Genomic DNA, 25164 nt, shown 5'->3' with positions numbered 1-25164 from the left:
TGGTCGAACATTCCGCGGATTTTCGACCACAAGCTCAGCTTCGGCGCCGAGCATCCCTACGTTGGCTGCTGCCCGATCTCGGACCCGCGTACGGACTCCTGGCATTGGTCACACGCCAGTTGGGCGTGGAACTCGTTCGCGCACCGCGTGTGGGTGACGATCACCGCCGGGCCTTCCGGCGTGGCGAACCAGCGCTGCGCCCAGTCGAGCGCGGTGACGATGATGGGGAGCACCGCCCGGCCCTTCTCGGTCAGCCGGTACCTGCCGTCGCTGACTGTCAACACGTCGTTGCCAACCAGGATTTGGAGCCGGTCGGCCAGCGATCCCGGTGGGGCACCGAGCTGGTCGGCGAAATCGGTGAACCGGGTGGTCCCCACGAACGCGGCCACCATCACCGCGAATGACCACCGATTGCCCAGGATGCTCATGGTCTGCGGGAACAGCTCGGCCTGTCCGCCCCGGTCGCCGTGGGAGCGCCGCCGGGTCGCCGACACCGGCATGGACCGGGGCCACGACCCGCTCGGACCCCATTGCGCGACAAGGTTTTTCTCATCGGTGAGGCTTCCGCAGGCGCGGCAGGTCAGCTCTGGGGAGAAGGTCCGCCCGCACAGTCCGTGCCGCAGGGCGGGAAGATCGTGCTCGGGCACCCACCGGCGTTCCCAATCCCAGATCGATACCAGCACGGGCCACAAGGACCTGCCGCGCCCCGTCAGCTGATACTCGTATCGGGGCGGATTGAACTGGTATTCAACACGATTCAGCAGCTCGGCGCCGGTCATCATGCTGAGCCGGCGGGTGAGCACCGCATGGGAGATCGGCAGCCGGTCGGCGAACTCCGCATAGCGGGTGGCGCCGAGCAAGGCCTGCTGTGCGATCAACAGGGTCCATTCGTCGCCGAGCAGGCCGAGCATCAGCCCCACGGCATTGACATCCGGGCCGGGCCCCATCAGTCGCGCCAGCGCCGCAGTTCCGAGCCGGCAGCCCAGGTCGAATGGGTGCCACTCGATACTCGTTCCGGCAGTTGGAGTTTGCACACCGGCCCGTCGGCCACCCGGGCTGCGTCGAAGACCAGGCAATAAGATTCATCGGCGTTCATGTCGGTGGTGATGGTGACCAGGTACCCGTCGTCCTCGCCGGTACTGCCGACGCGTGGCGCCATGGCCGTCTCGCTGCCGAATACCCCGTCTTCGAAGTCGTATCGCTGTTCCGATCCGGTGTGCAGGTCGTGTCGGACCAGGCCGTCGAACAGGAACCAGCCGGGTTTTCCGGTCGCGGCATATGTGTAGCGGTAGTTGCGGCCGGCGTTGGCGGAGTTGATCATCCCGAATTCGGTGATGCTGTCGGACAACTGCTCTTCACGAGTTTGCCCGGTGACGAGGTTGAACCGCCAGCGGTGCAGTCGGGTCTGCATTCCGTCCAGGGACAGACCGCGAAAGATGCGCTGCCACCTGGGATCCATACCGTTCTCGACGCCGTCACTCGGTGCGGGCTCACCTTGGAAGAAACCGTCGAGCACAATCTCGTCACCGTCCTCGTAGGCATTGGTGAAGTGCAGGACATAGGTGCTGTCCGCTTCGAACCAGCGCACGTCGTCTGCGGTGCCGCGGCGGGGCAGGACCGCGAACCGCGACGGGAGGTCGCGGTGCAGGCGCGGGATGTGCGCGTTGTGCTTGAGCAGCTCGGCATCCCAGAACAACGGAAAGTCGTTGAGGATCACATAGTTTTCGGTGAATGCCATATCGTGGGGCAGCCGCGGCCCGGGCAGTTCGACATTGACGTAGTGCACCAGCGCGTTGTTCTCGTCGACAACCCCGTAGTGCAGGTACGGCGCCTGCTTGCCGTAGTTGAAGAACAGCAATTCGCCGGTGCGGTCATCGGACTTCGGGTGCGCGGACACCCCGAGGCCGGTGGGGAAGCCCCCGCGCCAGTCCTCCTTGCCCAGGGTGTCGCCCGTATAGGGGTCGATGCGGTACAGGTCGCCACACTGATAGAAACTGGTCAGCGCCACGCCGCGGTGCACCGTCACGTCGGTGCTCGAGGCATCCTTCATGAAAGTCCGGGCGCCCCAGCCATGTTCACGCTGGGCCAGTTCGACCGGTTCGGCGATTCCCGGCCACAGCGGGCCACCCGCGTCGATCTCGGCGAGCAAACCGTCGGTCCGGACGAACCGGTTGCGGTAGAAGGCTTTTCCATCCCGGAAGCCGACGATGTGCAGCATGCCGTCGCCGTCGAACGGATGGTAGAACTTGAACGCGGGGTGCAGCGGGTTCTCGGTGTTGCGCAGGTACACCCCGTCGAGGTCGGCGGGAATCTCGCCGTCGACGGCGAGCAGATCGTCGGCGTCCCACTCCGTGGTCTGCGGGCGCCACGCGCCGGTCCGGTACGGATGGTCGTCATCCTCAGGCAGTGTGGACAGGTACTTGGCGACGACGTCGGTGTTCATGAGACCTCCTGGGCGGACCCGATGACAAAGCTGACCGTGGTGGCGGTGCTGCCGCCGAAGTTCAAGGTGCCGAAGGTTTTTGCACCTTCGACCTGGTAGGCGCCGGCAGTGCCGCTGACTTGTTTGGCGGCGTCGAGCAGCATCCGGACGCCGGAGGCGCCAACCGGATGCCCGCCGCCGATCAGGCCGCCGCTGGGATTGACCGGCAGGCGTCCGCCGATCTCGATCTCGCCGTTGTCGATGGCTTTCCACGATTCGCCGGGGCCGGTCAGGCCCAGGTGATCGATCGCCAGATACTCACTGGGCGTGAAGCAGTCGTGCACCTCGACACCGTCGAGGTCGTCGATGCTGACCCGCGCCCGTTCGAAAGCGTCGAGGGCGGCCCGGCGTACGTGGGGCAGGACGTACGGGTCATCGGCGGAGCGGGTGAGCTTCTGCTGCAACCCCAGGCCGACGGTGCGATGCCCCCAGCCGTCGATGCGGGCGATGGGCCGCACCGTGGGGTGGTTACGCCGGTAGGCGTCGTTCACCAGGACGACCGCGGCACCGCCGTCGGTCATCTGGCTGCAGTCCAACCGCCGGATGCGGCCCTCGACAGGGGGATTGGACCGCGGATCGACCGACCAGGACCGGGTTTGGGCGTTCGGGTTGGCCTTGGCGTTGGCGTAGTTCAGGGCGGAGATGGCATCGAGGTGGATGTCATCGAGGCCGTAACGCCGGTCGAACTCGTCGGCCACGAGGCTGAACATGTGCGGCCACATGAACTGTGCATCGGCACCCTCGTGGCCGGTCCACGCCGCGGCGCCGAGATGCTGCGCGGCGGTGTCCCCGGGCACCGTCTTCTCCAGTTCGACGCCGAGGACGAGCGCGCTGTCGTAGGCGCCGGAACGCAGATCGGCGATCGCCGCGAGGGTCGCCACGCCACCGGATGCGCACGCCGCCTCATGCCGAGTGGCCGGGGTTTCCCAGAACCCGTCGTCGACGGTGGCCGGCATCGCGCCCAGGTGACCTTGCGTGGCGAACATCTCGCCGAAGGCGTTCGCGACGTGCACAACGCCGATATCCGCGGCCCGCACCTTGGTCGCGGCCAAGGTTTCGCGGACCACCTCGGCGGTCAGGTCGGCGAAGTCCAGGCCCTCCCGGTGCAGGTTGCGGGCGAAATCACTCTGATAGCCGCCGAGGATCCACACGTCCATTCCGGCGACGTTACTACAACTAAGAGAGTGACTGAAGAAATGTGTCCCGATTCGGGGTGCTCGGTGCTCCTACCGATATGAACATCCACTGGCGGCACCAGAGCCCCGCAACGACGACGTACGAGATCGTCGACCAGCTCCACGATCGTCACGCAGTCGGCGTCACCGCGGACCGCGTCGCGGCGACGGTGGCGGGCTGGCTCGCCGAACTGGATGTGCAGAGCCCATTGACCGAGGAACTCGCCCACGCGACGCTGCGCGGCGACTGGCCCGCCACGCACACCATCTGCGATCAGCTGTCCATCGACTTGATGATCGCGGCCTGACCGGTGGGCGGCGTCGCCATCATCCGCGCGCTGCCGTCAACATGTCGGCTATCTCGACGAACTTCACCCGCGGTCTGCGTTGTTCGACGCCGCGGGCGCGCTCTACTGCGTCGATGGATTGCCAGCCCTCGCCGCTGACCGGCTGGGCCCCGCGGGCGGCCAGTAGCTCGGATAGCTCAGCCTGGCCCACGTCGCGATCCAGCAAGCCGGTGTCGAAGTCGCCCCACACCTGGGCAACCGTCTCGCGGGCGCATTCGCGGTTGGTGCCGATTACGCCGTTGGCGCCTCGCTTGATCCACCCGGTCACGTACGTGCCTGGCACTACGCGCTCGCCATCAGTGACGCGACCACCCTCATTGGGGATGACGCCGGCAGCGCCGTCGAATGGCAGACCCGGAATTGCCTGGCCGAGGTAGCCGATGGATCGCAGAACAAGCCCCGACTCGATGTGATCGCCGTTCGAGACGCGCACTGCCTCCACAGCCTGGGTCCCGACGATTTCGGTTGGCGCCGTGTCGAATCGGAACACGATCCGCTTGTTCGACGGGTCAACGGTGCGGCCCCGAAGTTCGGCGAGGACGCGCAGTTTGGCCACGGTGTCGACATCGTCGCCCTTGACCGGGTTCAGGTCCCGTGCCGCGACGACGACGTCCACACCCGGGAGGTGACCCAGTGGCATCAGCTCGGCGGCAGAGAACGCGGCGTGCCGCGCGCCCCGGCGGCCGAGCAGTACGACTTCGCGAATATTGCTGCGTGACAGTGCCTCAACGGCATGGTCGGGAATGTCGGTGTCGTGCAATTGTTCGCGGTTCATCAGCAGGACACGCGCGACGTCGAGCGCGACGTTGCCGTTGCCGATGATGACGGCGCGCTCAGTGCCGAGGTCGTAGCGATCGCCGGCGTGGTCGGGATGCCCGTTGTACCAGGCGACGAACTGGGATGCCGGATGGCTGCCGGCCAGTTCTTCGCCGGGGATGCCGAGATCGCGACTGCGGGATGCGCCGACGGCGTAGATGACGGCGTGGTGGCGCCGCGCGAGCTCGTCATGGGTGAGATCACGACCGACTTCCACGTTGAGGTAACAGCCGACCCTGTCGTCGGTGAAGATCGTGTCGAAGGCGGTGACGACGGCTTTGGTCCGTTGATGGTCGGGTGCGACGCCGGCGCGGATCAGACCGTAGGGCGTCGGCAGCCGGTCGAACAGGTTTATCTCGACCCCACCGACCCGCAGCAGGTCGGTGGCGGCGTAGAGGGCGGCCGGTCCGGTACCCACGATCGCGACCCGTAGCGATCCGGACTCGACGGGTGGATGTGCCGGGTCGGGTGTGGGATACGCGACAACCAAGGGGTGCTGCACGAAGTAGTCGGCGTTGAGATCGCGAAAGGCCTGCTGATCGGTCGGGAGGTCGTTCTCGGGGTAGATGGCGTCCACCGGGCATTCGTCCACGCAGGCCCCGCAGTCGATGCAGGCGTCGGGGTCGATGTAGAGCATGGGTGTGTCGCCGGCGTCGGCGGGGTCCGGACGGATGCAATCGACCGGGCATACGGCGGCGCAACTGGCATCCTTGCAACAATTCTGGGTGATGACGTGGGCCATGTCGGGGGCTAGCTCCGTCCGTTCACGAGGGGAAGCAACGGCTGAAAGCGAGCAGCAGTTGGGGTGATCCGCGCAGCTTGATGCGCAGCCTGAGCAACGCCCAGATCAACGACGCGTGCCCGTTGAGGAATCGAATCCAGGTCGTGGAGTCGGCGGTCACCCGGAGGTCGGGCGACCCCTGGTGCCCGTCGGAGACCGTCAGCCGGCGGTCACGAATGGCGATGGTCACCTTGCGCGGCTCCGCACCGGTGAACGTGAAGTGATAGGTCGCCGACATGTCTTTGGCCTGCTCCCGCTGGAAGATGACGGGCAGTCCCTCCACGAAGCCGGCAATGCTGTTGGCGCGCAGACTCTGTCCCACCTGTTTGATCTGCTTGTGCGGGAACCGCTTGGCGACATAGCTTTCCGCGTCTGATCCGGGCACGACATAGATGGTTTCCTCCTTCAGTTGAAGGGGGCGGACAACCTCGGCGAGGTGGGTCTTGCGATCATCGAGCCAGGGCCGGAGCACATCTTCGCCGGCCGGGCAGACTGCCATGCAGTACGCCGCTTTGTAATTGGCGCCGAACGACAGGCTCTGCCACACCGAGGCGGTCTCGTTGTCGGGGACCTTCGACCGGTAGTCGGTGGCGTTCTTGCTGTCCGCGACCTGGCCGACCCAGTCACCGAAGCCGCCCATGAATTCACGGTAGTTGTGGGTGTAGCAGGCCGAGAAGTCGAAATGACCGTCCGAGGCGATGGCGCCGGTCGGACAGGCGGCGACGCACAGTTTGCAATCGAGGCACGGGTTGAAGGCGATCGGTTGCGAGTCGTCGTTCACCTCGGCCTCGATCAGCACGGTGCCCAGCAGGATGAAGTTGCCGAATTTGGGGTGAATAACGTTGCGGTGCAGACCTATATGCCCGAGTCCGGCCGCGACGGCGACCGGCTTGTGGCTGACGACCCACGTCTTGCGCGGAAACTTGTCCATCTCCATCGGGAAGCCCATCGCCGGGTTGATGGCGCGGATGCCCAGCGCCTCCAACTTCGACACCACTGTCCGACCGACCGCGTCGGAGTGGTCGCCGGTGTGGTGGAACTCGAGATTGGCCACCGAACGTGCCGGGGTGCGGATGTTCTCCCGGTTCATCTTGCACACGAAGCTGATCAACGTCCTCACGCGCGGCATTACCGCCGTCAGATCGGCCCTCTGGTCGGCGATCTCGGCCCGATCGATGGCAACGAACCCCACGTCATCGGCGCCTGCGTCGAGGCAGAGTTGGCGCAACCACGTTGTGTCCAGCGACTGTGCCGGGCGGGGCTCGGTGTCGCTGCTCTCGCGTACCAGGGCTACGGTCGGATGGCTGTCGATCTTGCTCGGCTTAGACATTGGATCCGTTTCGTTGTGGTGCCCCAACCGATTTGCGATCGGTGGGCAGCGTGTCGAGGATGATGCGTGCCACGAGACGGGGCTGTTCCAGGGCAGAGAAGTGGCCGGTGCGTGGCAGGTTCACTCGGTGGACACGGCGCAGCGCGCTTTCCGCAACTCGTCCAGCAGGTCGGCCGGGAGCGCGGCGTTGTCGAAGAAACCGCCGTGCAGCACTGCACGCATGACAGGCCGAGGCTCGATGCCGGTGGTGTAGTACCGCAGCCGAGATCCATGGCCGCGGCTGAAGTTCCGAACTTCGCCACGGCCACCGGTCCACGTCCGTGTGTAGCTCGAATCGGGTAACTCGGTAGATGTCATGAGAAGCGTCTCCCGCCTTGGTTCTCCGATCATCTCCATATTAGACAAAAAAATCAAGCGATAGATTGATAATTCTGCCTCAGTGCAAATGGGAATAGAACCGACGATCCTCTAGATTCAGGTGATGGCTGTGCACAAGACCTATGGCCAGAACTGCCCGGTGGCTCTGGGTATGGACGTTCTGGGCGAACGCTGGACCATGTTGATCCTGCGTGAGCTGTTCGGCGGACCGCGCCGCTACAGCGACCTACGTGCCGAGTTGCCCGGCATCGCCACCAACCTGCTTGCCGACCGATTGCGGGCATTGGAGCTAGAGGGTCTCCTCAAGCGGACGGACCTGCCCCCACCGATCGCCCGTACGGTCTACGAACTCAGTGATACGGGCTGGCGGAAGCTCACCCCGGTCCTTCGAGCTGTTGCCATCTTCGGGATAGATCGGATCGACGACAGCGATCTCGCCGGAAAGCCCCTGACCGGGTTCCTCGCGGGCCTGATTGCCGGCTTCGAATCGCCCGGTGCTGCCGATGCAGTGGCCTCCTACCGTGTCGATATCGACGGGCGCACCTTCGAGTTCTCGGTGGATCACGGTGAACTGGCACCGCCACGAGACAACCCGGCGGTCACGATGCAGGCGACGGCGCTCGACTTGATCGCGATGCGGGCGGCGCCGACAGCTACGCGACGGAAGGCTGCCCTTCGGCGCCTCAAGTTCGATGGCGACCCCGCAGCGGTCGCAGAGATGCGGCGGATCTTCCACCTGGCCGCGTGATCGGCCGGGAGCGATCAGCTGTCCATCGACTTGATCGTCGCGGCCTGACCGGTCAACAACGTGTCGATGAGTTCGCGGTACGGGCCGACCAGGTATGCGGTATCTCCCGCACAGAGCTGGGTGTCGCGCCGCGGCCTCCGATGCGTCGTACCCGCCCGGGTGATGGCGATGACCCGGATTTGCGTGGGCACCTCCGCCATCCGCATGCCGTCGAGTGCGCTGCCCGCGTCCACGTGGACGCCGCCCACGGTGAACGACTGCTGTCCCACCGTGAACGTGCCCAGCACCTGCAATCCCATGGCCGCACCGACGAACCACGGGGCCGCCAGCTCGACCGTCGACCGGACGTTGGCGAAGCCGAACCGCTGGGCCACCGCAGCCCCGAGCGTGCGGTCGTAGATCCGCAGCACCAGCGGGACGTCGGGCCGGTCGATTTCCGGCAGCACCCGGGGACTGAGCATCTCGCGTAGCACGATGCCGGTCTCGATGTTGACCATGTCGTCCTGGGTCAGCACCGCGACGGCGCGGGCCCGGTCGAGCCGGGCCAGCTCCAGCGTCTGCCGCAGGGTGGCGTCGCCGAAGATCACCGGGACGTCCAATTGCGCGGCCTGCGCGAGGAACCGGTTGGACTCGTCGCGTTCGATGACGGCGACGTCGTAGCCGGCTGCAGTCAGGTCGCTGACCACCCGGATGCCGAACGATCCGAGGCCCACCACGACGATGTGGTTGCGCAGATGCTGCACCCGCCGCCGCCCGGACGAATTACCGAGACGACGGGACAGCAGTGCGTCGGCGACGAACGCGACCAGGATCGCGGTGGTGGTGACACCGGCGAACATGAGCCCAATGCCCCACAGCCGCAACCAGGTTGGTTGATGCATGAAACTGAAGTCGCCGTAGCCGACCGTCGCGATGGTCTCGGTGGAGAAGTACAGCGCATCGATCCAGCTCATGCCGGCCGGGTTGTGATACGCGAAACGCAGCAGGATCGTCGACCCGAGCAGCAGGGACGCCGACGTGCCGAGGGCCCACCAGAAGATGGGGTTGATGTCGTCGCGGATGACGCGCAGCGTGTCGATCAGGCGGCGCGGCCACGGGCGGTGCGTTCGGCTGGTCAACGGACGTGGCACCGTGATGCCGGCGTCCGCCAGCTCGTCGGCGGTGCCGATCATGGCCGTCCAGTCGCCGGTGCGCACCTCGAAATCCCTGCCGGGACACGGTGTCACCTCGCCGGGCGACTCGGAGTTCTCGCCGCGGACGACGGCGACGGGCGCCAGATCGCCGAACATCTCCCGCAGCGTGGCATCGCGCGGGGCCTCGGTGCCGGAGATGACGTAGTCCACGCCGGCCACCGAGATGGCGTGGGTGGTGCGGGCCAGGCAGGCCTCCACGACCGACGGCGCGGCCAGGTCGGCGACGTCCAGGACCGCGCCGGGGCCGTTGTCCTGGGCCACCGCGGCGCGCAGCACGCTGTTGGCCAGACGGGTCACGACCCGGACGGTGGGATTGAGTTCCCGTGCCAGCAGGGCGATTTCGAGGTTGACGGCGTCGTCGTCACCGACGCAGACGATGGCGGCGGCGCTGGTGACGATGGCGGCCTTCAGGCCGGCGGGTTCGTGGATCGTCACCACCGTCGCGCCCGCCGCCTGCAGCCCCTCGGCGATGCGGTTGGCCAACGCGTCGGTGCCGCAGACGATGACGTGCCCCTGCATACGGCTATTGCCCAGTCAGTGCGAAGTCGGCGAAATCGAAGCCGGGCACCACGACACAGCTGACGAGAGTCGGCTCGTCGACTGTGCTGTTTCCCCGTCGCTCCGCTCGCCCGGGCCGGGCCAGGGCGCGCTGCCAATGCCCGGGCGGCACCAGCGCCTGCGGCTGTTCACCCGCCGCCACGTCGGCGCCGAGCAGCACGGTGTCCGCGGTGTCCCGGTCGGCCCCGACCTCCAGCAGCAGCGGGCTGCCGCGGTGGTACAGCCACAGCTCGGCGCTGTGCACGGTGTGCCAGGCCGACTGCTGGCCCGGCATGAGCAGGAACAGGATCGCGGTCCCGGCGCTGCGCGGGCCCGTGTACTGCGCGGGCAGTGCGGACTGCGGAACGGTCAGGTCGCTGCGCCAGGTCTCGCGGTACCAGCCGCCTTCCGGATGCGGCGACAGGTCGAGCTGTCGCGCCCAATCGGGGAGATCCGTCATGGCAGTTGAGGCTACGGCGCAATGGCGGTGTCGGCAGGTCGATACGCTCATGCCATGGAACGGTTGCGGCCCGCCTGGATCGTGGCGCTGTGCGCGGCGGTGCTGTTGGTCAGTGCCTGGTTGCCGTGGTTGTCGAGCCCGGCGGGGCATGCGAACGCCATCGGCGGCAAGGTCGGGCACATCGCTGTTCCGCCACCGGGTTTCGGGGTCGGGCAGCTGATGGTGCTGCTGTCGTCGTGCCTGCTGGTGGCGGCCGCGATGGCCGCGCGCAAGGTGTCGCCGCGTGCCGCTTCCGTTGTGGCCCTGGTGCTTTCGGCCGGACTGACGGCGCTCGGCGTCTGGTACCACCTGCTGTACGTGCACGGCCCCGTGGTCGCGGCGTACGGGCTCTATGTGGGCTTGGTGGCAGCCGCACTGGCCATCGTGCTGTCGGCGCTGGCTTCCGTCGTCGCCTGGCGTGCGTGATGGGATTTGTCGAGCCGGTCGTGCTGACGGGACGGCAGTGGGTCTCGCTGGAGCCGCTGACCGAGGATCACGTGCCGGAGATCGCCGAGGCCGCCGCCGATGGGGACCCGGGCCGCTTGTGGTTCACCTCCGCGCCGTCCCCGGCGACGGCGGAGCAGTGGGTACAGGCCCGGTTGGCGGCGCAGCGCCCCGATACCGGGCTGACGTTCGTCGTGCGCTCGCTCGACGGCCGGCTCATCGGGTCGTCCAGCTACCTGAATGTGGACGGTCCCAACCGGCGTCTGGAGATCGGCGCGACCTGGTATGTGGAGTCGGTTCGCCGGACCGGGGTGAACACCGAAGCCAAGCTGCTGCTGCTCGGGCACGCTTTTGAAGCGCTCGACTGTATAGCAGTGGAGTTCAGAACCCACTTCTTCAACTCGGCGAGTCGCGCGGCAATTGAGCGGCTCGGAGCCAAGCTCGACGGGGTGTTGCGCTCGCATCAGTTGCTCAGTGACGGCTCCCGACGTGACACCGTGGTGTACTCGATCCTGGACATCGAATGGCCCGCAGTGCGCAACAACCTGCAATTCCGCCTGAATAGGTAACGCCGCCCACCCCGGTGATCAGCATCTCTTGAGCAAAACTTGACAGTTTGCCAAGCTATGTTTTTGAATTCGTGTCTAATCGTGACCGAATTGTGATTTGATCCAAGCATCGGTTCGTTCGCTTGATCGGGGGGACGGATGTACGCAATGAGCTTCAAGTCGTATGCGGGTGCCATGCTCGCGGCCGCTTTGATCGCCGGTGTGGGGGTGGTGTCGGCGCCGCTGAGCAACGCCGACTCGGCGGTGTACGTCGGTCCCACGGGCTACGGCCAACCCGTCTCCAGCCCCGGCCGAACCATGGGTGCGGTCCAGGCCTCGAACTCCGGTTGGCCGGGTCAGTGCACCTGGGGTGCACTGCAGATGGCCTACCAGAACGTGGGCTACTACCCGGACATCCACGGCAACGCCAGGCTCTGGGCGGATTCCGCCCGCTCGCGTGGCTGGACGGTCGTCGACGAGCCGCAAGCCCGCTCCATCGCGGTGTATCCCGCCGAACTGCCGGGCGTCAGCGAGTACGGCCATGTGGCGTGGGTGAATTCGGTGTCCGGCCGGTGGATCAACATCACCGAGATGAACAACGAGTCGCACGGTGGGCCGTTCGCCTGGTGGACCCGCGACACCCAGCACGTCCCCGGGATGAGCTACATCCTGATTCCCTGATCGCTCAGGGGCGTGCCTCGAAGACGAGATTGAACGGTGTCTCGGTGGCCCGCCGGAATTGGGTGAATCCGCTCTGGTCGACGATGACGTCGCGCAACCTGGCCTCGCCGGCCTGCGCGCCGAGTGCCGGCCCGTTGCGGGCGAGCGAGACCGGCACACAGATCTGCGATGACGCGCCGTACATCATGCGGCCGACGGGATTCATGTTGTCCTGCACGTGATCATTGGCGAATGGCTCGACGATCATCGCGATGCCGTCGTCCTTGAGGGCGGCCCGGGTGTGCTGCATCGCGCCGACCGGATCGCCCATGTCGTGCAGGCAATCGAAGAATGCGATCAGGTCGAAATCCTCGTCCGCATATCCCGTCGCGTCGGCGACCTCGAACAGTGCGTTGGTCACGCCGGCTTCCTCGGCGTGTTCGGCGGCGACGTGGATCGACTCGGGGTGGTAGTCGTAGCCGATGAACGTGGAGTTCGGGTAGGTCTGCGCCATCAGGATGGTGCTGACCCCGTGGCCGCAGCCGACGTCGGCCACCTTGCCCCCGGACTCGAGGCGTGCGACCGCGCCGTCGAGGGCCGGCAGCCAGGAGCTGACGAGTTCGGCGTTGTAGCCGGCGCGGAAGAACCGCTCGGTGCCGGCGAACAGGCACGGATGGTGCTCACCCCATTCGAGGCCGCCGCCCGATTTGAAGTTTTCGGTGGTGCGGTCGAGGACGTGGAACACCGCCTCGACGATGTTGTAGGCGCCGGGGATGTCGACCGGTCCGTTCGGGTCGGCCAGGCAGGCGGCTTGTTCCGGGCTCATAGACCACGTGGCGCTGTCGGCATCGAATTGGACGTAGCCGCCGGCTGCCTGGTTGGACAGCCATTCGCGGACGTAGCGCTCCACCGTGCCGGTCTTCTCGGCCAGCTGGGTGGAGGTGAGTGGCCCGGCCGCCAGGGCATTGTACAGCCCGAGGCGGTCGCCGATGAGGACCAGGCTGGCGCTCATCGCGGCGCCCATGTCGCCGATCGCCATGCCGAGAAATTCGTTGAGTTTGGCTTCGTCCACGGTCATGTCTGACCCTCCGATATTTGGTTGTCAGCTTGACTGTACGGCCGCGGAAATTCCTGAACAATGCGTAGATTTCCGACGGTTGAATGGGTGTTGAGGCAATCGGTGCGCCAGCGGCGTCCGCTTCGGATTCGGGGCATCTCCGACCGATCCGCGGCGTCGAATGTTATTGATCAGGGGTGACTCACCAAATGTGGATCGTCGTCGGCATCCTGGCCGGGGCGGTCGGGCTGTTCGTGTGGGGCCGTCCGCGCGCCGACATCGTCGGCGTGCTCGTGGTCGTCGCGTTGATGAGCAGTGGAGTGCTCACCCCGACCGAGGCGCTGGCCGGCTTCGGCTCGCCGGTGGCGATTCTGCTGGCCGGGATATTCATCGTGAGTGCAGGCCTGGTCAACACGGGGATCACGCAGCGGCTGGGCGAATTCGTCGTCAAGGTCGGTGGCCGCAGTGAAGCCCGGCTGGTCGCGTTGGTCATGGTGCTCGCTGCCGGCATCGGCTCGGTCATGAATTCGGCGGCGATCGTCTCGATGCTCATTCCCGTGGTCCTCACGGTCACGGCCGCAACGGGTTTGAACCGCAAACGCATGCTGATGCCGTTGTGCGTGGCCGTCATGATCAGCGGCATGATGACGTCGATCGCGTCATCGCCGAACATCATCATCGAGAGCATCCTCAGTCAGCGCGGCATCACGCCGACGCTCGGCTTCTTCGGCTTCACGCCGTTCGGCGTCGTCACGCTCGTCGTGAGCGTCGTCTTCATGCTCGTCGTCGGCCGTAACCTGTTGAGCCGCAAAAGAACCGGTGATGCGGATGCCCAGGAGCCTTCCACCTTCGACGTCATCGAGTCGTACGGTTTGAAAGCCCGCTGGCACTTGCTGCATGTTTCGGCTGACTCGTCATTGGTCGGACAATCGGTTGCGGCGCAACGACAACCGCTGCGCGACCGGTACGGCCTGGAACTTCTCGGCTTCGAGAAACACGGCCGTGGCGCTGCGCGGTACCTGTCGGCGCGGCCTGAAACCGTGTTCGAGGCAGGCGATCTCGTTTTCACGCTGGTCGACGAACAGCAGACCGCCGCGCTGTCCGCGGACCTTCGTTGCCTGGTGACCGGTCCCCGCGCGGAAGATGAGCGCCGCGAGGTGTTGCAGGATGTCGGTGTGGCCGAGGTGATGCTCGCGCCCGAGTCGAAGTCCATCGGCACCACACTCGGCGACCTGGACCTCGCTGCCGCACACAACGTGACGGTGCTGGCGGTCCGGCATCGCGGTCAGTACATCACCGAGGACCTGGCCAGCCGCACCCTCGACTTCGGTGACGCGATGTTGGTGGGCGGCAATTGGGACGACATCGAGCGGCTCAGCGATGCTCGGCGCAATTTCATCCTGTTGAACCTGCCCGCCGAGTACCAACAGCGGTTGGTGGCGCCGGGCCGGGCGCGCGCCGCGGTGGCCATCCTCATCGCGATGGTGGCGTGCATGGCTTTCGGCTGGCTTCCCGGGGCCGACGCGGCCCTGCTCGGGGCGCTGGCCATGGTCGGCGCGCGCTGCGTTCGTGTAGACAGCATCTACCGGCTGATCAGCTGGAACGCCCTGGTCCTGATCGCGGGGATGCTGCCGTTGGCCACGGCGCTGGCCAAGACGGGGACGACGACGCTCATCGCGCACCGCCTGGTCGAGACGCTCGGCGCGCTGGGCCCGACCGGCATGCTCGCAGTGGTGTTCCTGGTGACGGCGGTGGTGGCGCTGTTCATCTCGAATTCGGCGACCGCCGTGCTCATCGCGCCGGTCGCCATCGAGGCGGCCCAGGCGTTGCATGTTTCGCCGCAGGGTTTCGCGATGACCGTCGCCATCGCGTGCTCCGCGGCGTTCGTCACGCCCGTGTCGTCGCCGACCAACATGCTGGTCATGGAGCCCGGCGGCTATCGGTTCTCCGACTACGCGAAGGTCGGCGTGCCCCTGCTGGCGCTGACGATGGTGATCACGGTGGTCATGGCCCGGCTGATCTACCTACCGGGCTAGCGCCCTACGCCGAGGGTGGGGGTTGACGAGGCGACACGCCGCGGCGGACCTCGAAAGGTCGCACGCTCGACGTAGCGCAAACGGAAAGTGCCCCCGGCAGGATTCGAACCTGCGACACCGGCTTTAGGAGAGCCGTGCTCTATCCCCTGAGCTACGGGGGCGGGGGACCTATCGAAATAGGTGTCGAAGACCCATAGGGACGACTCATGCTAAACGCCGAGCGCCGTATCGGTGGCATCGGGACTCTGATGTCAGTCACGGTGCCGTATGCACCGACGGTGATGTTTGACTGTGCGGCGCGGTGTCGGATGAGTCGAGTTGGTCTGCGACGGCGACGACCAAGCCGCCGAGCATGAAGGCAGTGATCGCCGCGGTCAACGTCGGAGTACTCAGCGTAGGGATGAATCGTCGAATTCCGGCGACGCCGGGACCGCCGCCCCCGTGGTACTTGTGAGTCAGCGCGTGGCCTTTGCCCTTTTGCAGCAGGTATCGGTTTACGGGGTAGGAGGCGAAGAAGGCGGCAGCCAGCGCGATCATCATCCCGATCCAGAAGATCGGATTGACCAGGCCGGCGTTCATAGCGCCGGGGATCACGGCCATGACCACGTTGTCGACGATCTCCATGGTCGCTATCGAGAGAGTGTCGGCGGCCAGGACCACGCTGAGCGCCGTGCCGATCGCCAGACCGGCTTTCAGTAGCGGCAGCGTCGACAGGGTGTAGCCGAAGACGAATGCCAGCGCGATGGCCAGCCCGATGGTCGCCAGGTTCGTCAGACCAAGTGCCGTGCCGATGATCAGGCCGACGATCTCCCCGATGGCGCAGCCGGTGAGGCAGTGCAATGTCGCGCTGACTGCCATCGCGTTGATGTCGCCGCCGTGGTGCGCATGATCCATGTGGGAGCTGTGGTCGTGTCCGCCGTGGTGGTCGGCTTGATGGTGCTGGGAATCGCTGGCCATGGTTGTCGTTCCTCATCGTCCAGATCGAGCGCGGTATCGGAGTCGACCCAACGATACCCCTAGGGGGTATATATGCCTATGTGCGTTGCGGAAGTCGCGTCGACTGCCTGCGTCGCCACGCAATGATCGGCAACAGCCGGCCGCGGCGAAAGCCGCTGCCTGACGCAAAACGGATCGGCCCCCTTCTCTGGCGGGAAGGGGGCCGATTTCTGCATATGGAGTGCGGAAATATGGCATTATTTACGCAATTGCAGAATCACGCGACCGGGCGTCGAATGGAATGGTCATTCCGGGGTAAATGTCAAATCGCAGCAATTGTGGTAATGACGTTCTCTGGTTGTCTACACTTCCGTCCAAATGTGTGAATTTGACATGAACGCGTGCGATCCCGTCGATGTGGTGCGCCAGTTGGACGCGACGGGTGTCGCTCAGGTAGCAAACGCCGTGCAATGGGATTGGGTGATCGATTCCCGGGCAGAAATCGATCGTTGGCTGGCCGCGCATGGCGAGAAAGACCATTTCGTCCTATCGCCACAGGATGGGCACCTTGAGTCGATTCATGCGTTCATGGCCAGCGATTCAGTTCGCACATTTCTCGACAATGTCGTGCGCCAGCGCTTCCCGGACCGGGCGCACGAATTGGCCGGTACCGCGGTGCGCATCGTGGCCGGCCCGCACGCCGACGGTGACGCGTGGTGGTTCCACTACGACGCCAGCGTCGTGACCATGGTGGTCCCGCTGTTCATTCCCGAAGCGGAGCCGGGCCGCTCAGGCGAGCTGGTGGGCTACTTCAACAAGCGGCCGTTCCGGCGGTCTGTGGCGATCAACATCCTCGAGAAGATCGTCCACCAGAGCGCCACGTTCCGGCAGCGGATCCTGCAGAGCCTCGGCCGCGCCGGCGGCCCGACCGTCGTCGACATGAATGTCGGTGACGTGTACCTGTTCTGGGGCTATCGAAGCTTGCACGCCAACATGCCGATCGCCTCAGGTCAGCGGCGCGTCACGTTGCTCATTCACTATGGTCAGCCGCACGCGCCCAGCGGCACCTTGGCCGCGGCCAAACGCCTGCACTGGGCGCTGCGCGGCCGCGCCGACGCCGCGGACCAGCCGGCCGCGGCGAGGGCGTACTAGCGGCAGGTGTTGGCGCTGACCCAACGGCCGTTCCAGCCGACGCATCCCTGCACGGGCGGKGGGGGCGGGGGCGGCGGCATGTCCTCGGGCAGCGGCGCGTAGTAGGCCGGCGGCGGCGCGTATGGCGCGACGGCGCCGAAGTCGGTGCATCCGCTGACCGTGATGCGTCGTCCGGCGCCGAAGCAGACGTCGGCACTCGCGGTACCGGCGGGGGCGACGGCGATCAATCCGGGCACGGCTGCAGCTGCCAACGCGGCAGCGACGAGGCGCATCATTCGCCGAGCAGCGGGCGGTCGGGCTGCGCCAGGCCGCAGCGCTCGCGGAAATCGGTCATGGGCTGACGGATCGCCCGAAGTTCGTTGTGCGCCTGCGGGTTTGCATCGAAGAAGGTGCGCACGTCGTTCGCGACCTCATCGCGGGGCTTGCCCTGCAGGCTGCCGTAGAAGTCGTTGACGTCCGGGTGCGTGAACAGGTAGGCGGAGGCGGCAGCGGCGACACCCGAAGCCACGCCGGCCAGGTCCGCGGGGGTGCAGTTGGGGGCCGTCGGGGCGGCCATCGCCTGACCCGAAGTCGGCAGGGCGACAGCCATGACGGCCATGACGGCTCCTGCGGCAGCCACGACCGCCCGCTGGGCGACCGATTTGGTGAAGACCATTGCCGTATTCCTTTCCACAGTGCCAGGTTCGGCGTCGATCGGCGCCGGATATAGCCGGACTGTAGCAGGCGGATTGACCCGGACGACATTTTCTCGGAGAGCCCCGGTGTGCTCGTCGGGCCGGTGGCCGATGTCGCCGCCGCCGCACGTTGCCGGCGGACCCGACAACTGCGTGGTGCTGTGCGGTTTCGTACTTCAGAAAGTTTGCGGAGAATGCTTGGCAACGTCGCAGCGGGATTGGCATGCTTGGTCCACTATGGGTGATCTAGGGGTGTTCGGTGCATGGCTCCTGCTGGCCTTGGTCGTCGGCGGAGCGGTCTGTGTAGCGGTCGGCTGTGTTTTCGTGACGCGCCGCATCATCGCGCGCGATGCGCGTCCGGAACAGAACTCGTTCCTGTCTCCGTTTCTGACCGTCGTCGGCCTGGTTTACGGGGCGCTCCTCGGGTTCACGGTCGTCGTCGGCTGGCAGCAGTTCCTCAGTGCCGAGACCAATGTCGCCAACGAAGCGTCGGCCTTGACGACCCTGTATCGCCAAACCATCGCGATGCCCCAGCAGGAGCAGGCGCAGGTGCGTGAACAGCTACGTAAGTACGCCGCCGCAGTGCAGGGCCCTGCCTGGGGCATGGACGAATTCGCGGACATCAGCAACAACGGTCGCGCTGCGCTCGGCGAGCTGTATCGCATTGTGGGAACGCATAGTTCGGGGCCGACGGCGAGTCCGATCGATTCGCAGTTCCTGAGTGAGCTGACGGTGCTGGCCTCGGATCGCAGCGAGCGCATCCTCAATGCCAGGCAGCGCATCCCCACCTTGCTGTGGTGTGCCCTGATCTTCGGCGGGACGGTGTTGATCCTGCTGACGTGCTTCATGCGGCTGGAAAATGGCCGCGCCCACGCGATCCTTGTCGGCGCGGTTGCCATCTTGTTGTCGTTGTTGATGTACGTCATCTACACCCTCGATCATCCGTTCGGTCCGATAGGTGTGACGTCGCAGCCGTTTTCGCATGCGGTCAAGGTGTTCGACATGGTCGACCGCGGCAGCTGAGCGCTGCTCCGACGACCGCGGTGCGGCCGACGGTCTATTATCTGCGTATGAATGCAGGTAAGCAGATGCCGGCGCCGCTCGCCGATGATCAGGTGCGCCTGGTGGTCGAGGTGTTCCGGATGCTCGCCGACCCGACCCGCGTCCACCTGCTGTGGGCGTTGAGTGCATCCGAGCTGTCGGTCAATGAACTGGCCGAGCGCGTCGGCAAGCCCGCTCCGTCGGTATCGCAGCATCTGGCGAAGCTGCGGATGGCGCGGTTGGTGCAGACCCGTCGTGCCGGGACGACGATCTTCTACAGCTTGGAGAACGAGCACGTCCGCCAGCTGGTGGTGGATGCCGTGCACAACGCCGAACATGCCGGTCCCGGTGTGCCGGCCCATCATCGCCAGGATGCCGGCCTACGGAGCCTCGAAAGGGGCCGACGATGAGTGGGCGTCAACACCACCACCATCACGACCATGGCCATCCGCATGGCCACGGCGTCCGGGGTGTGGTCAAGGGCATCTTCGCGCCGCATTCCCACGATGCGGCGGACAGCCTGGACAGTGCGCTCGAATCGAGCGCGGCCGGTATCCGGGCCGTGAAGATCAGCCTGCTGGTGCTGGGCCTCACCACGGTCGTGCAGATCGCCATCGTGGTGGTGTCGGGGTCGGTGGCGCTGGCCGCCGACACGATCCACAACTTCTCCGATGCGCTGACCGCGGTGCCACTGTGGATCGCATTTGCGTTGGGCGCCAAGGCCGCAACCCGCCGCTACACGTACGGATTCGGCCGGGTCGAGGACCTCGCGGGGTTGTTCGTGGTCGGCATGATCGCGCTGTCGGCGATCATCGCCGGCTATGAGGCGGTACAGCGGTTGATCCACCCCCAGGTCATCGATCACGTGGGATGGGTGGCGCTGGCCGGGTTGGCCGGATTCGTCGGCAACGAAACGGTGGCGGTCTACCGCATCCGGGTGGGACGCCAGATCGGTTCGGCGGCGTTGGTCGCTGACGGCGTGCACGCGCGCACGGACGGATTCACCTCACTGGCGGTGCTGCTCGGCGCCGGCGGGGTGGCCCTTGGGTATCCGCTCGCGGACCCGATCGTCGGGTTGATCATCACGGTGGCGATCCTGGCCGTGCTGCGCACCGCGGTGCGAGATGTGTTCCGTCGCTTGCTCGATGGCGTCGACCCGGCGCTCGTCGACACGGCCGAGCGGTCCCTGGCGGCCGAACCGGGCGTGCGGTCGGTGCACAGTGTGCGCATGCGTTGGATGGGGCACCGCCTGCATGCCGATGTGGAGCTCGACCTCGATCCTGACTTGAGCCTGGCGCAGGCTCACCGAATCGCTCATGACGCCGAGCATCATCTGGTCCACGCCGTCCCCAAGCTCACCACGGCGCTGATCCATGCGTATCCGGCGCGCTAGAGGCGGATCGCGCCGAGCTGTTGCAGCTGGGCGAGGGTGTCGACGACACCCCAGACCTCGGCGATCTGTCCGTCGGAGAACCGGATGATGAACATCTCTTCGTACACAACGGGTTTCCCGGTCGGCGCCAGGCCGCGATACTCGCCGAGATGTGTTCCGGTCACCGTCTGCCGCGAGGCGATCTTGTCATGGTCGACGACCATGTCGTCGACCTTGACGTGAATGTCGGGGAAGGCGCGAAGGAGCAGGGTCCAGATGCGTTTCATGGTGTCCGGCCCGGAGCCGGCCGACAGCGGTGAATGGACGACGGCGTCGGGATGGAAGACGTCGTCGATCGTGCTCACGATGTCGTCGACATCCCCGCTGTTGCAACTGCAGTGGAATCGTTCGAAGGTCGCGACATTGGTGCTCGTGGGTGTCGTGGACACGGTTCTCCTCGCCTATGGGTCAGGCCCGATCTGCCAGCCCCAGTCTCAGGTGCTCGCTGTGGTAGACGGCTTCGTCGAGCAGTTGCGCGACGTGGTTGTCGTAGAGGCTGTAGACGATGCTGCGTCCGCTGCGGGTGCCGCTCACCAGTCCGAGATTGCGCAGCAGGCGTAGCTGGTGGGAGACGAGGGACTGCTCGAGGCCGATCGCGTCGGCGAGGTCTGTGACGGAGCGGGCACCTTGGCGTAGCTCGGTGAGGATCATCAACCGGCTGGGGGTGGCCAGTGCCTGCAGTGTCGTAGCCACCTGAGCTGCGGCGTCGGCGTCGAGACGCCCGGTGGGGCGATCGCGCCCCTCGACACCGTGTCCCATTGTTGTAGTGTACTAGCGCATACACATGAAGACGTGTTCATTTATTCTGATAACGTTGGCCTCATGCGTTTACGAGGTGCGTCATGGCGACGGTGACCCAGGTCGTCCCGCCGGTGACGGCCGGTACGGCGCTGAACCGGTCACGCCGCGGGTGGTTCGACCTATCCGAGATGCGCTGGGCTGCAGCAGCTTTGGTGTTGTTCCTGGCTGGTCTGGTGATACAGCTGACTGGCGGGCCGACGTGGGCATGGTGGGCTCTGTACCTGGCCTGCTATGTCACCGGCGGCTGGGAACCGGCGCTGGCCGGTCTGCAGGCCCTCCGTGAGAAGACCCTCGACGTGGACTTGTTGATGGTCGTGGCCGCGATCGGCGCGGCATCGATCGGCCAGGTCACCGACGGTGCGTTGTTGATCGTCATCTTCGCGACCTCCGGGGCGCTGGAAGCGCTGGCGACCGCGCGTACCGAGGATTCGGTCCGCGGTCTGTTGAACTTGGCCCCCGACACCGCGACCCGGCTGTCGGACGACGGCGAGCAGGTGGTGAAGGCCGCTGAGCTCGCGGTCGGTGACGTGGTGCTGGTGCGGCCAGGGGAGCGGATCTCCGCCGACGCGACGGTGGTCGACGGCGCCAGCGAGGTCGACCAAGCGACGATCACCGGTGAGCCACTGCCCGTGGACAAGAGCGTCGGCGACGAAGTCTTCGCCGGCACGCTCAACGGCACTGGGGCGCTGCGGATCCAGGTGGACCGACGGGCTGCGGACTCGGTGGTGGCGCGCATCGCGGCACTGGTGGACGAGGCGTCGCGGACCAAAGCACGCACGCAGCTGTTCATCGAGAAAGTCGAGCAGCGCTACTCGATCGGCATGGTCGTCGTCACCCTTGCTGTGTTCGTCGTGCCCCTGCTCGCGGGGGACACCGTGCGCGAGGCCCTGCTGCGGGCCATGACCTTCATGATCGTGGCGTCACCATGCGCAGTGGTGCTGGCCACGATGCCACCGCTGCTGGCGGCCATCGCCAATGCCGGACGTCACGGCGTGCTGGTCAAGTCGGCAGTGGTGATGGAACAGCTCGGCGCCACCACCCGCGTGGCCTTCGACAAGACCGGCACGCTGACCCGCGGCGCCCCTGAACTCGCGGAAATTCATTTGCTGACAGTCGATTTCACCGAAGATCAGGTGCTGACGTTGGCGGCGGCGGCCGAACATCCCAGTGAGCACGTGCTCGGCGCGGCCATCGTTCGTGCGGCGAAGGCACGTTGTCTGGCCTTCCCGCATGTTGCCGATTTCGTTGCCGAACCAGGCCGCGGCGTGCGGGCCACCGCCGACGGACGCGCGGTCACCGTGTCCGCGCCGTCGACAGCAAGCGCCGGCGCGGTGGCGCAGGTGGAACAGCGCGGCTGCACCGCGGTGATCGTCGGGGTCGATGGCCGGTCTGTCGCTGTGCTCGGACTGACCGACCAACTGCGCCCGGACGCCGAGGCTGCCGTCACTGGCGTTGCCGACCTCACCGAGCAGCATCCGGTGCTGCTCACTGGCGATAATGCTGCTGCAGCAAGGCAATTGGCCGGTCAGGTTGGCATCGTCGAGGTGCGGGCCGGCCTGCTGCCGCACGACAAGGTGGCCGCCGTCCGCGAGTTGCAAGCCGACGGTACGCGCCTCGTCATGGTCGGTGACGGCATCAATGACGCGCCCGCGCTGGCTGCTGCGCATGCCGGCATCGCGATCGGTGGTGCGGGATCGGACCTGACGTTGCAGACCGCGGACGCGGTGGTTATCGGTGCTGACCTACGCGCCATTCCCGCGGTGATCGCACTGTCCCGACGAGCCCGGCGTGTGGTGATGGCGAACCTGGCCATCGCCGCGACATTCATTGCCGTGCTGGTGGTTTGGGACCTGTTCGGCACGCTACCCTTGCCGTTGGGAGTGGCCGGCCACGAGGGGTCGACGATCATCGTCGGGCTCAACGGCCTGCGGATGCTGCGCAATGCCGCCTGGCGGACTGCGGGAGCGTCAGCTTCGAATCATTCTTCGTAGGGGACGAACTCGTCCTTGCTGACACCGCAGACGGGGCACACCCAGTTGTCGGGGATGTCCTCGAACGCGGTGCCGGGGGCGATCCCGCTGTCAGGGTCGCCGTCGGCAGGGTCGTAGATCATGCCGCAGCGCACGCAGATCCACAGCTGGGCGGTTTGGGTCTCGGTCATTGTGTTTCCGTTCGGAGAAGTGGTGCGGTCAGGGCTCGACGTGCGCCGGGGCGAGGCTGAAGCGGTTGGCCCGGTGGAAGGTGCCGAAGTCGTTGAACCGGACACCGTTGTCGCGCAGTACTTTCTGGCAATCGTGCTTGATCGCCTCGCGCAGGTAGAACGGGTCGCGGACCAGGAAGTGGTGGATGGCATGGGTCTCGCCGAAGTTGAAGCAGAGGGCGTGGAAGGGCTTGAGCCACTTGGCTGTCCATACCTGGGTCTGCTGCATGACGTTGTGCTTCTCGACGTCGCCGTAGTAGTGCATGTTGGAGCTGACGAAGTGCAGGCAGAACGTGCGCACCGCGTTCGGTGCCAGCAGCGTGACGGCGACGAAGTTCAAGGCCGTCACCCAGCTGCCGGAAATGCTGGTGCCGGTGACGAACTCGAACACGTGCAAGCCGATGAACAGGTGCCACAGCGTGTAGTGGATAACCCCCAGCGGGAAGTACACCGCGAGTGTCTTGGCGGCGAGCTGGCGCGCCTCCTCGGCGGAACGGGCCTCGTGGTTGATGTAGGCGGTGACGATGGCCTGCTGCCGGAGCGGCTTGCTGTAGATGCCGAGCATCGAGTCGAGCAGGCTGAGCAGTCGGTGGCTGCCCCAGCCTTCGCCGTTGGTGATGCCCCGTTCCTCGAGGTCTGAATCGGTGCCCGACACCTCGTGGTGGTGCAGGTGCAGGGTCCGCCGGATCCAGGGGTTGATGGTGCTCGGCCGGAAGAACCAGACCCCGAACATCATCACGTTGTGCACCACGCGGTTCTGCCGGAAATACATCGAGTGAATGAGGTCGTGCTCCAGTTCGTGCAGCAACGACAGCCAGAACGCGGTGATCAGGATGGTCGCGTACCAGGGCAGGATGCCGGCCGCGTAGAGCGCGGCATCGACGACTACGCCGGCGATCGACATCAGGAAGATCGCCATCCCGACCCCATCCTGGTGAGCGGTGAGGAACGGATGGCGCTCGCGCCAGCCGTTGCCGATGCGGATGAGCTCGCCCCGGATCTCGGCGATCCGGTCGCGGTCTTCTTCGGCGAGGTTGCGCTCGCCGGGTAGGCGGGTCGCGATGCGTGCCATGATCTCTCCATTCGAGTTAGAGAACGAATGTTCCGTAAGATATGGTTGCCGATATGTCGAGGTCAATAGCTAGAATTGGATTCGTGACCGGTGACACAGAGAACAGACGCTCTCTATCCGTTGACGCGGACTCCGGCAAGGGGCGGGATCGGCATGGTCGCCGGACACAGCAGGAGCGCCGCGAGCACACCCGCCGTGCGCTGATGTCGGCGGCGCTCGATCTGACCGCCAGCGGGTCGAGCTTCGACGCGCTGAGCCTGCGGCAACTGGCCAGCAAGGCAGGTGTCGCGCCGTCGGCGTTCTATCGCTACTTCCAGTCGCTCGATGACCTCGGCCTTGCCGTGATTCATGAGACGTTTCGCACGCTGCGCGAGATCATGGGCGAGATGGCCACTCTCGACATCGATTCGTCCGGCGGCGCCATCCACGTTGGTGTGCAGGCACTTCGTGGTGTGGTTTCGCGCGATCATGCGCACCTGGCGTTCCTGGCTCGCCAACGCGCGGCCGGCCATTCGGTACTCCGGCGTGAGATCCGGTCGGAGATCCGCTTGTACGCCAGCCAGTTGGCCACCTACATGGCCCGGTTCGAACCCATTCGGTCGTGGAGCGTCGGTGATGTGGAGATGCTGTCGAGCATGTTGATGGCCACCATTCTCGCTGGTATCGATTCGATGCTCGAGGTCATCGCGCGCGGGCTCGACGAAGAGACCACGGCGCGCGACCTGGACGCGGCCACCGCGATGCTCGAGCGTCAGATTCGGTACCTGTACGTCGGTGGTACCGCTTGGCGCAGCAGTTGATGGATTGTGGAACTGAAAACCTTTG

General features: G+C 65.9%; 27 protein-coding genes and 1 tRNA gene. 12 read left to right on the top strand and 16 right to left on the bottom strand.

From position 1 onward, the window contains the following. Window positions 1–56 precede the first annotated feature (56 nt). From AC1U2B_RS12355 to AC1U2B_RS12345, 3 genes are read right to left on the bottom strand one after another with little or no spacing between them, the layout of a single operon-like run. Window positions 57–947 (bottom strand): winged helix-turn-helix transcriptional regulator, encoded by an 891-nt coding sequence (locus AC1U2B_RS12355; protein ID WP_480217023.1) that lies wholly within the window; start codon window positions 945–947, stop codon window positions 57–59. Then, window positions 947–2443, bottom strand: coding sequence for a carotenoid oxygenase family protein (locus tag AC1U2B_RS12350; protein WP_480217022.1), 1497 nt, complete (start codon window positions 2441–2443; stop codon window positions 947–949). Before AC1U2B_RS12350 ends, AC1U2B_RS12355 begins: the two co-directional genes overlap by 1 nt. Next, entirely contained in the window at window positions 2440–3639 is a 1200-nt protein-coding gene (locus AC1U2B_RS12345; RefSeq protein ID WP_480217021.1) for an acetyl-CoA acetyltransferase, read from the bottom strand. Before AC1U2B_RS12345 ends, AC1U2B_RS12350 begins: the two co-directional genes overlap by 4 nt. Before the next feature lie 77 nt (window positions 3640–3716). On the opposite strand from AC1U2B_RS12345, the gene AC1U2B_RS12340 reads away from it, so the two are divergent. Further along, entirely contained in the window at window positions 3717–3965 is a 249-nt protein-coding gene (locus AC1U2B_RS12340) for an Rv2628 protein family (RefSeq protein ID WP_480217020.1), read from the top strand. Window positions 3966–3984: 19 nt separating this feature from the next. On the opposite strand, the gene AC1U2B_RS12335 is transcribed toward AC1U2B_RS12340, so the two are convergent. Together AC1U2B_RS12335 and AC1U2B_RS12330 are read right to left on the bottom strand one after the other, a co-directional pair. Further along, window positions 3985–5562, bottom strand: a complete 1578-nt coding sequence (locus AC1U2B_RS12335; protein WP_480217019.1) for an FAD-dependent oxidoreductase — start codon at window positions 5560–5562, stop codon at window positions 3985–3987. A 22-nt stretch (window positions 5563–5584) separates the two neighbouring features. After that, on the bottom strand, window positions 5585–6931 hold the full coding sequence (locus tag AC1U2B_RS12330; protein ID WP_480217018.1) for an SCP2 sterol-binding domain-containing protein: 1347 nt from the start codon (window positions 6929–6931) through the stop codon (window positions 5585–5587). Between the two features lie 481 nt (window positions 6932–7412). Here AC1U2B_RS12330 and AC1U2B_RS12325 point away from each other — a divergent pair, with 481 nt between their 5' ends. Further along, on the top strand, window positions 7413–8057 hold the full coding sequence (locus AC1U2B_RS12325; protein ID WP_480217017.1) for an HxlR-like winged helix-turn-helix transcriptional regulator: 645 nt from the start codon (window positions 7413–7415) through the stop codon (window positions 8055–8057). A 14-nt stretch (window positions 8058–8071) separates the two neighbouring features. Here AC1U2B_RS12325 and AC1U2B_RS12320 read toward each other — a convergent pair whose 3' ends face one another. Further along, window positions 8072–9769, bottom strand: coding sequence for an NAD-binding protein (locus AC1U2B_RS12320; RefSeq protein ID WP_480217016.1), 1698 nt, complete (start codon window positions 9767–9769; stop codon window positions 8072–8074). 4 nt (window positions 9770–9773) lie between these two features. Further along, a complete protein-coding gene (locus tag AC1U2B_RS12315; protein WP_480217015.1) occupies window positions 9774–10247 on the bottom strand; it encodes a cupin domain-containing protein in 474 nt (157 codons plus the stop codon). A 54-nt stretch (window positions 10248–10301) separates the two neighbouring features. On the opposite strand from AC1U2B_RS12315, the gene AC1U2B_RS12310 reads away from it, so the two are divergent. From AC1U2B_RS12310 to AC1U2B_RS12300, 3 genes are all read left to right on the top strand, one after another. Beyond that, window positions 10302–10712: a hypothetical protein gene (locus tag AC1U2B_RS12310; protein ID WP_480217014.1), complete on the top strand. Its 411-nt coding sequence runs from the start codon at window positions 10302–10304 to the stop codon at window positions 10710–10712. After that, on the top strand, window positions 10709–11299 hold the full coding sequence (locus AC1U2B_RS12305; RefSeq protein ID WP_480217013.1) for a GNAT family N-acetyltransferase: 591 nt from the start codon (window positions 10709–10711) through the stop codon (window positions 11297–11299). Before AC1U2B_RS12310 ends, AC1U2B_RS12305 begins: the two co-directional genes overlap by 4 nt. Window positions 11300–11446: 147 nt before the next feature. Further along, window positions 11447–11959, top strand: coding sequence for a CHAP domain-containing protein (locus AC1U2B_RS12300; protein ID WP_051954474.1), 513 nt, complete (start codon window positions 11447–11449; stop codon window positions 11957–11959). Between the two features lie 4 nt (window positions 11960–11963). On the opposite strand, the gene AC1U2B_RS12295 is transcribed toward AC1U2B_RS12300, so the two are convergent. Further along, window positions 11964–13016, bottom strand: coding sequence for a class I SAM-dependent methyltransferase (locus AC1U2B_RS12295; RefSeq protein WP_480217012.1), 1053 nt, complete (start codon window positions 13014–13016; stop codon window positions 11964–11966). Between the two features lie 176 nt (window positions 13017–13192). Here AC1U2B_RS12295 and AC1U2B_RS12290 point away from each other — a divergent pair, with 176 nt between their 5' ends. Continuing rightward, on the top strand, window positions 13193–15031 hold the full coding sequence (locus tag AC1U2B_RS12290) for an SLC13 family permease (RefSeq protein ID WP_480217011.1): 1839 nt from the start codon (window positions 13193–13195) through the stop codon (window positions 15029–15031). A gap of 88 nt (window positions 15032–15119) precedes the next feature. Here AC1U2B_RS12290 and AC1U2B_RS12285 read toward each other — a convergent pair. Continuing rightward, window positions 15120–15192: transfer RNA gene (locus tag AC1U2B_RS12285), tRNA-Arg, on the bottom strand. A 94-nt stretch (window positions 15193–15286) separates the two neighbouring features. Further along, a complete protein-coding gene (locus AC1U2B_RS12280) occupies window positions 15287–15988 on the bottom strand; it encodes a DUF4396 domain-containing protein (protein ID WP_480217010.1) in 702 nt (233 codons plus the stop codon). Between the two features lie 357 nt (window positions 15989–16345). Between AC1U2B_RS12280 and AC1U2B_RS12275 the strand changes: the two genes are divergently transcribed. Next, window positions 16346–17119 carry a hypothetical protein gene (locus AC1U2B_RS12275; protein ID WP_480217009.1) on the top strand — a complete coding sequence of 258 codons (774 nt, stop codon included), beginning with the start codon at window positions 16346–16348 and terminating at the stop codon, window positions 17117–17119. On the opposite strand, the gene AC1U2B_RS12270 is transcribed toward AC1U2B_RS12275, so the two are convergent. Continuing rightward, window positions 17116–17394 carry a hypothetical protein gene (locus AC1U2B_RS12270; protein ID WP_043983946.1) on the bottom strand — a complete coding sequence of 93 codons (279 nt, stop codon included), beginning with the start codon at window positions 17392–17394 and terminating at the stop codon, window positions 17116–17118. The genes AC1U2B_RS12275 and AC1U2B_RS12270 overlap by 4 nt on opposite strands. Continuing rightward, entirely contained in the window at window positions 17391–17774 is a 384-nt protein-coding gene (locus tag AC1U2B_RS12265) for a heme-binding protein (protein ID WP_133762262.1), read from the bottom strand. The genes AC1U2B_RS12270 and AC1U2B_RS12265 overlap by 4 nt, the downstream gene beginning before the upstream one ends. 130 nt (window positions 17775–17904) lie before the next feature. On the opposite strand from AC1U2B_RS12265, the gene AC1U2B_RS12260 reads away from it, so the two are divergent. From AC1U2B_RS12260 to AC1U2B_RS12250, 3 genes are read left to right on the top strand one after another with little or no spacing between them, the layout of a single operon-like run. After that, window positions 17905–18816, top strand: a complete 912-nt coding sequence (locus AC1U2B_RS12260; RefSeq protein ID WP_480217008.1) for a bestrophin-like domain — start codon at window positions 17905–17907, stop codon at window positions 18814–18816. A 47-nt stretch (window positions 18817–18863) separates the two neighbouring features. Further along, window positions 18864–19244: an ArsR/SmtB family transcription factor gene (locus AC1U2B_RS12255; RefSeq protein ID WP_043390641.1), complete on the top strand. Its 381-nt coding sequence runs from the start codon at window positions 18864–18866 to the stop codon at window positions 19242–19244. Beyond that, the gene (locus tag AC1U2B_RS12250) at window positions 19241–20227 is read left to right on the top strand and encodes a cation diffusion facilitator family transporter (protein WP_480217007.1); all 987 of its coding nucleotides are present in this window, start codon (window positions 19241–19243) and stop codon (window positions 20225–20227) included. The genes AC1U2B_RS12255 and AC1U2B_RS12250 overlap by 4 nt, the downstream gene beginning before the upstream one ends. Here the strand turns inward: AC1U2B_RS12250 and AC1U2B_RS12245 are convergent. Both AC1U2B_RS12245 and AC1U2B_RS12240 read right to left on the bottom strand, forming a co-directional pair. After that, window positions 20224–20655, bottom strand: a complete 432-nt coding sequence (locus AC1U2B_RS12245; protein WP_480217006.1) for an ester cyclase — start codon at window positions 20653–20655, stop codon at window positions 20224–20226. The two genes, AC1U2B_RS12250 and AC1U2B_RS12245, sit on opposite strands and share 4 nt — an antisense overlap. 19 nt (window positions 20656–20674) lie before the next feature. Then, window positions 20675–21025 carry an ArsR/SmtB family transcription factor gene (locus tag AC1U2B_RS12240; protein WP_260932985.1) on the bottom strand — a complete coding sequence of 117 codons (351 nt, stop codon included), beginning with the start codon at window positions 21023–21025 and terminating at the stop codon, window positions 20675–20677. A gap of 83 nt (window positions 21026–21108) precedes the next feature. On the opposite strand from AC1U2B_RS12240, the gene AC1U2B_RS12235 reads away from it, so the two are divergent. Beyond that, window positions 21109–23058, top strand: coding sequence for a heavy metal translocating P-type ATPase (locus tag AC1U2B_RS12235; protein ID WP_480217005.1), 1950 nt, complete (start codon window positions 21109–21111; stop codon window positions 23056–23058). Here AC1U2B_RS12235 and rd read toward each other — a convergent pair. Together rd and AC1U2B_RS12225 are read right to left on the bottom strand one after the other, a co-directional pair. After that, complete coding sequence (gene rd / locus AC1U2B_RS12230) at window positions 23046–23228, bottom strand: rubredoxin (RefSeq protein ID WP_043390653.1); 183 nt, start codon at window positions 23226–23228, stop codon at window positions 23046–23048. The genes AC1U2B_RS12235 and rd overlap by 13 nt on opposite strands. 28 nt (window positions 23229–23256) lie before the next feature. After that, window positions 23257–24339, bottom strand: a complete 1083-nt coding sequence (locus AC1U2B_RS12225; protein ID WP_480217004.1) for a fatty acid desaturase — start codon at window positions 24337–24339, stop codon at window positions 23257–23259. Between the two features lie 83 nt (window positions 24340–24422). Between AC1U2B_RS12225 and AC1U2B_RS12220 the strand changes: the two genes are divergently transcribed. Further along, complete coding sequence (locus AC1U2B_RS12220; protein WP_480217003.1) at window positions 24423–25139, top strand: TetR family transcriptional regulator; 717 nt, start codon at window positions 24423–24425, stop codon at window positions 25137–25139. Window positions 25140–25164 lie beyond the last annotated feature (25 nt).

Source organism: Mycolicibacterium sp. P4_G11, assembly GCF_056555145.1.
The sequence above is the reverse complement of the archived record's forward strand: the minus strand, read 5'-3'. Positions and strand labels throughout refer to the sequence as shown.